Raw genomic sequence first — 7,295 nt, 5'->3', positions numbered from 1 at the left:
GCTGGTGACCCTGCGGCTGACGACGCTCAGCCGGGCGGCCTGGCCGCCATGCGCGACGAGAGCGCGAGCGATGCGGCGGATGAAAAGATCTTCAACTGGGGTGCAGAAACTATACACGCGCGCGAGGCCGGGGCGGTCTCCGTGGAGCGCGCGCCGGTCACGGTCGCCGTCGTTGACTCGGGCGTTGAAGACACGCACCCGGATCTGGCGGGCCGCGTGGATACTGAGCGTTCGGTGAAGTGTTCGGTCAACGGTGTGGCGACGCAGGACTTCTACGGCTGGCGCGACGAGTTTTACCACGGCACGCACGTCGCCGGCATCATTGCGGCGAACCACAACGATATCGGCATCGACGGCATCGCCCCCGAGGCGACCATCGTGGCGATTCAGGCTACGAACGACAATCGCCTCATTTACCCCGAGTACGTGACGTGCGCGTTTATGTGGGCGGCCAGCCACGGTGTGGACATTGTGAACAACTCGTATTCGATGGATCCGTGGGTCTACTGGAGTCCGACCGATCCCGAGCAGGCGGCGGGCCTGGAGGCCGCGACCCGTTCCATCAAGTACGCGCAGGGCAAGGGACTGGCCGTTATCGCGGCCGCCGGTAACGAGGGGGTGAGCATCGACAACCCGACGATTGACAACGGTTCCCCGACGGACGCGCTTGCTCCGACGAAGGGCCGGAGCGTCGAGGGCGGCATCCGCGTGCCCTCCATGCTCGACGGCGTCGCGCAGGTGAGCGCGGTCGCTCAGGCGTACAACGTAAAACCCGGCCTGTCGCTGGCGCGCGCGGATTTTTCGAACTATGGCACGACCATCGACTTTGCGGCCCCGGGCGACCAGATTTACTCGACCGCGCCGCTGCTGTTCTACGTGAGCGGCTACGCGGTTGCCGACGGCACGTCGATGGCGACCCCGCACGTCGCGGGCGTTACCGCGCTGCTTCAGTCGGTGCACCCGGAGTACACGGGTGAGCAGATCATTGACCTGATGAAGAAGCAGGCGGCGGGCCACTACGGCGAGCTCAACGCCCCGTGGGACGGCAAGGAGTACCGCGGCGCGGGCCTGCCCGACGCGCTGGACGCGGTCCTGAAGGACCAGCCCACTCCCGTGATTGGTCAGATCGAATACTCGACCGACGGCGCGCAGTGGGCACCGCTGGACGGTCAGGAGCTCTCCGGTTCTCTCTCCGTGCGCGCGACGGTGAGCGGTGCCGTGACGTCGGCGCGTCTGCTCGTGGGCGGCCAGGAGGTCGCGGCCGGCACGCCTGCGGGCGGCGTCGTGACGCTTCAGGCTGACGGCGTGGATGTCTCCTCCCTCTCCGGTGCACAGTCCGTGACGGTCGAGGCCTCGGGTCGCAACTCGGATCCGCGCGCCGACGATGACGCGAGCGCGTCGGCACCGTTCACGGTTGTGGGCGGCGACGATCCGAACGAGGCCGTGGCCGGCGAGTGGACATCCGATGCGATCGGCTGGTGGTGGCGCAAGGCCGACGGCACCTACCCGGTCTCCGAGGCGCTGCGCATTAACGGCGAGGTCTACCGCTTTGACGCGCGCGGCTACATGGTGACCGGCTGGGCGAATCAGGGCGGTCAGTGGTTCTATTACGGCGCGTCCGGCGCTCAGGCATCGGGCTGGGCGAACGTGGGCGGCACCTGGTACTACCTGGATCCTGCGACGGGCGCGATGCGCACGGGCTGGCTGGAGCTGGATGGAGTGTGGTTCCGCCTGGACCCTGCGACGGGTGCGATGCGCACGGGCTGGCTGAAGGAAGGGTCGGCCTGGTACTACCTGCAGCCCTCGGGCGCGATGGCGACTGGCTGGGTGAAGGAGGACGCGTCCTGGTACTACCTGGATGAGACCGGCGTCATGGTAACGGGCGACCGCGTGATCGACGGAGTTGCATACTCCTTCGATTCGTCTGGCCGCATGCGGTAGCCGCCACCTCGGCACCCCGGGCAGGGCCACGCCCGGGGAGTGCCGACAGCGGCCTGGGAGGGGTCGCGCACGCGCGCGGCCCCTCCCGCTGTCACGGTCGAATTTTCTCCGGTGTTGCCCGATGTTAAGTGGTATGAATTGTCGGACATGTCAAACTCTAGGATGATGGTGATCACGTGTGCACGGTGTCGTGCGCGCGACACTCACAACCGAAATGAGGAACCATGCGCCGCAACGCTGCACGCATCGGGATCGTCGCCGCTCTCACCCTGTCGATGGGCGTCGCGACGGCGACAGCCCCACCAGCCCGAGCCGATGACCCAACCTCTCTGATTGCCCCCGCTCGAGCGAGCGCGGGCCTTATGAACTACGCGATTAACCTGAGCCCGGGTGCCGCTCCCGCCGACCTGGAACGCGCACTCGCCATGGTCCCCTCTGCGGGCGGTGTTGCCCTGGCCTCGTACCCGCAGATCGGCACGTTCTTCGCACAGAGTGAGTCGGCCTCGTTCGCTCCGGACATGGCCGAGGCATTGGCGGGGTCCGGGAACACGGTGCACTCGATTGGCCCGACCCGCGTGGCCGCCGTGCCCGAGGTGGAGCGTGTCAAGGCTCCCGCGCTCGGGGAGAAGCCCGACCCTGCGCCCGTTCCGGCACCCGAACCCACACCCGACCCAGCGCAGTCCGGGGACGGCACCGGCCAGAGCGGTGCGCAGTCGGGCGCGCAGTCTGGCGGTGTGCAGAGCGCTCGCGGACGGGCGCTGAGCGAGGCTGACGGGACCGAGGAGATCTCGAACTGGGGAGCCGCGGCCATGAGCGTGGCCGAGGCGGCGGGCGTGCCCGTCGCGCACGCGCCCGTGACCGTCGGCATCATCGATACGGGCATCGACGACATGCACCCGGACTTGGTCGGGCGCGTGGACCAGACGCGCTCCGTGTCGTGCGCGTCTAACGGCGTCGCCTCCCAGGAGTACGGGGGTTGGCGTGACGACTACTTCCACGGCACGCACGTCGCCGGCATTATCGCGGCGAACCACAACGGGATCGGCATCGACGGCGTTGCGCCGTATACGACCCTTGTGTCGATCAAGGCCGCCAACTCCGAGCAGCTCATCTACCCCGAATACGTGACGTGTGCATTCATGTGGGCGGCCAGCCACGGCGTGGACATCGTCAACAACTCGTACTCGATGGACCCGTGGATGTACTGGAGCTCGACCGACCCCGAGCAGGCCGCAGGCCTGGAGGCCGCGACCCGTGCCATCACCTACGCGCAGAGCAAGGGACTGGCCGTCATCGCCTCGGCCGGCAACGAGGGCGCGGACAATGATCATCCGACGACCGATTCCGGCTCGCCGACCGACATGGGCGCGCCCATCAAGGACCGTTCGGTCGCAGGATCCATCCGCGTTCCCGGCCAGGTGGCGGGGGTCAGCCAGGTGAGCGCTCTCACGCGCGTCGACGAGGAGACCAAGCCCGAGTGGACGACCCTCGCGCGCGCGGACTTCTCCAACTACGGCACCACCATTGACTTCGCGGCACCCGGCGACGGCATCTACTCCACCGTCCCAACCGCCCAGTACCCCAGCGGATACGCCAAGACGAGCGGCACCTCCATGGCGGCCCCGCACATCACGGGCATCGCCGCGCTCATCAAGGCCACGCACCCCGCGTTCACGGGAACCCAGATCATCGACCTCATGCGCAAGCAGGCGGCCATCGACTACACGCGCCTGGAGGTGCCCGCCGACGGCAAGGAATACCGCGGCTACGGCTTCATCAACGCGCTGACTACCATGCGCCGCGACCAGATGCAGCCGACCGTCACGACCCTCGAATACCGGATCGGCAAGGGTGAATGGAAGAGCCTCGACGGCGCGACCCTGCCCGCAGGCCCCGTCACCTTCTACGCGGCCGCCGCCTCGCCGATCAGCCACCTGCACATGGATGTGGCGTCCCTGACCGGCGTCGACCGCGACGGCTCCGGCAAATACGGCGACCCCGAGCTGAGCGTGTCCGCGGAGAACGTAGACCTCTCCTCCCTCCTGCCCGACGGCACGGACTCGGTTACCGCCCGCGTCCAAGTCAGCGCCGCAGGCATCAACTTCGACCGCCAAGCCGACGACGACACGGGCCGCGAAGCGACCTTCACGGTCTCGCGCGACCCCGCCGTCGTGCCCCAGCCCGCGCCCGACCCGGGCACCGGCGAAGCCCCCGCGCCCGGCGAAGCAACGGCCGGAATCACCGCCCCCGCGCGAGCCAACGAACAACTGCCCGCCAACTACGCGGTGAACCTCCCCGCGGGCACGGACAAGGCCACCTTCGAGCGAGCCGCAGCCCAAGCCTCGTTCAAGGGAGGACTGGTCCTGGCGCGCTACCCGCAGTTCTCCACCTTCTTCGTCCAATCCGCCTCCCCGACGTTCTCACCCGACCTGGGCGCGGCGCTCATCAAGGAAGGCATCAGCTACGACTCCATCGGCCCCACCCGCCAGGCACCCGTCGGCGGCAACGAGGCAGTGGTCCCCATCGACTACACGACCCGCGTGCGAGCCGATGCGGCGCTCGCGGCCGCGCCGAAGTCCGACGCCGTGCAGAGCAAGGGAACCCAGAGCGAGGACGAGGCCGGGGTGACGCCCGACCCGCAGACCTCCAACGGGTGGCACCTCCAAGCCCTGCACGCCCTTGAGGCCCAGGACGTCGACGTCATGCGCGCCCCCGTGACCGTGGGCATCATGGATCAGTCCGTCGACGACACCGTGCCGGACCTGGCCGGGCAGGTGGACCACGCCAAGTCCGTGGCCTGCAACGTCAACGGCATCCCCAACCAGGATCCGGCGGCGTGGCGCTGGGACGACGCGACACACGGCACGCACGTGGCCGGGTCGATTGCCGCCAAGCATGACGGCGTGGGCGTGGACGGCGTGAACCCGACGCTGCGCATCGCCGCGATTAATGTGGCGTCGCGTAACGGCGGCTACTTCTACCCCGAATACATTGCGTGCGGCTTCGTGTGGGCCGCCGAGCACGGCATTTCGGTGACGAACGGCTCCTACTACGTCAACCCGTGGAAGTACTGGATGCCGAATGATCCCGAGCAGGCCGCCGGCCTGGAAGCCGTCCAGCGTGCCGCCGACTACGCGACGTCGAAGGACGTCATTAACGTGGTGGCCGCAGGTAACTGGACGACGGACCTGGATAACCCGCCCGCGACCGACGACTCGTCGCCGGGCGACACGTGGGGCGCGTTCGAGCGTGGCGTGACGGGCGGCGTCTACATGCCGTCGATGATGCGCGGCACCCTCGCGATCTCCGCGCTGCAGCTGCCCGAGGGCGCGGACCTCGCCACGGGCGTGCTGGAGCCGACGTCCTGGTCGAACTGGGGTGCCACGACGATTGATTTCGCGGCACCCGGCGCGAAGATCTACGCGCCGCTGACGAGCTGGTACGGCAAGGCCTACGGGAACCTGTACGGCACGTCGCAGGCCTCGCCGCTGGCCGCGGCCGTCCTCGCGACGTTGCGCCAGGTGCATCCGGAGATGAGTGCTTCGGAGATTGTCGCTGTGGCGACGAAGCAGGCGTCCGCACCCGAGAACTGGTCGCGCCTGGCCGCGCCCGCGGAGGGCCGCGAGTACCGGGGCGCGGGCTTGCCCAACGCGCTCGATGCCGTGCTCAAGGATCAGACTGCTCCGGTGATTGGCGCGGTCGAGTATTCGACCGACGGGGTGGCGTGGAAGCCGCTGGCAGGGGAGACCCTCGCCGGGCGCGTCTCCGTGCGCGCCACCGTGACCGGGCCGGTGACTAGCGCTCGGCTGCTGCTCGGCGACCGCGAGATCGCGACCGGCGTCGGCGACGGCTCGTTCGATGGGACCGGCGTGACGATTCAGGCCGACGGCGTGGACGTCTCGCACCCGGCGGGCACGGGACGCTTCTCCGGCGCAGCCACGGTCACGGTCGAAGCCTCCGGGCGCAACTTCGATCCGCGCGCCGACGACGACGCGACCGCGCAGGTTCCCTTTACGGTCAGTACCGACCACGTGGGTCCCGACGAGGCCCGGGCTGGGCGCTGGGTGTCCGGCACCTTCGGCTGGTGGTGGCGCTACGAGGACGGGAACTACCCGACCTCCACGCAGCTGCGCATCGACGGGGCGATCTACCGCTTCAACGCGCGAGGATACATGGTGACCGGATGGGTGTACGAGGACGGTCAGTGGTACTACTACGGCGCGTCGGGCGGTCAGTCCGCCGGATGGGTTCGCGTGCACGGCACGTGGTACTACCTGGATCCCCTCACCGGCGCGATGGCGAGCGGCTGGACCAAGGTGCAGGGCACCTGGTACTACCTCTCCTCATCCGGCGCGATGCGCACCGGATGGGTGCGCGACGGGTCCGCGTGGTACTACCTGACCTCATCGGGTGCCCTGGCCACCGGCTGGCAGCGCGTGGGATCCTCCTGGTACTACCTGTCACCCGACGGCGGCGCGATGGCCACCGGGTGGCTGCGCGACGGTGATGCCTGGTACTACCTGACGTCCTCCGGCGTGATGACGACGGGTAGCCGATGGATCGACGGCACGCGCTACGCCTTCGATGGCGAGGGGAGGCTGATGCCATAGGCGTCTGTCTGGCCCGGCTCGCGTGGCTTCTCCTGCCTGCGCGGAGGTTGAGGCTGATCACGCGCTGTCGGGACTGACCTGCCTGAATCGGCTATTCCGGCTGATCCAGCGACAGGAGCTGTCGCGGCTCTTGCGGCGGTTGCTGCTCTTGAGGCTGCTGCGGCTGGGACGGGACGGGGCCGCGCACCATTCTGGTGCGCGGCCCCGCGTTGTTTCACGGGAATCATGCGTGAAACAAGTGGGTGAGGGCGGGGTGCGTTGCTGGAGAACCCTGCTCGATGCGTTGGGCGTGGGCGATGCATGGGACGTGAATGATGCTCTGCGCGTGGGCGACGCTCTAGACATTGCTTGTGATGGGCGCTCACTGTTGGTGTGCACTTGGGGTGCCGATGCCTCGCACGCGAACCCGCTTATCGGAGCCTGGGCCTCCTAATCCGTACGCGAACCCGCTTATCGGAGCCTGGGCCTCCTGATCCGCACGTAAACCCGCTTATCGGAGCCTGGGCGAGTCTGCCCACGTGCAGAACAGCGGGTTGACGTGCGGACAAGCGGGTTAGTGCTCCGGATAGCGGGTTCCCGTGCGTGAGCGAATCCGTTGCGGGATAGACCGCACGCTGACTTCGCGCTCAGGGACAGCGCCCACGGGAGGCGGAAGGCATCGCAGGCGGCACAAAAGGTGGGGACCGCGCACCCGAGACGTGCGCGGCCCCGCCAGCAAGAACCGCCCCGTAGAACGGTAAGAAC

At 68.3% G+C, this 7,295-nt stretch carries 2 protein-coding genes; both read left to right on the top strand.

Going from position 1 to position 7,295, the window contains the following annotated elements:
* Nucleotides 1-1,941 (top strand): S8 family serine peptidase (locus tag QZ149_RS01380; RefSeq protein WP_291449023.1); only part of this gene is annotated, 1,941 nt, incomplete at its 5' end.
* A gap of 224 nt (nucleotides 1,942-2,165) precedes the next feature.
* Entirely contained in the window at nucleotides 2,166-6,551 is a 4,386-nt protein-coding gene (locus QZ149_RS01375; protein ID WP_291449020.1) for a S8 family serine peptidase, read from the top strand.
* The last annotated feature ends 744 nt before the right edge of the window (nucleotides 6,552-7,295 follow it).

Origin of the sequence: Actinomyces sp. ICM47, from assembly GCF_905369875.1 — a bacterium.
Classification (GTDB): domain Bacteria; phylum Actinomycetota; class Actinomycetes; order Actinomycetales; family Actinomycetaceae; genus Pauljensenia.
Note: the sequence above shows the minus strand (reverse complement) of the source record. Positions and strands in the feature narration are given on the sequence as shown.

Excerpts from the sequence above, each read along its gene's own strand:
- QZ149_RS01375 (WP_291449020.1), top strand. The coding sequence starts at position 2,166 with ATGCGCCGCAACGCTGCACGCATCGGGATCGTCGCCGCTCTCACCCTG.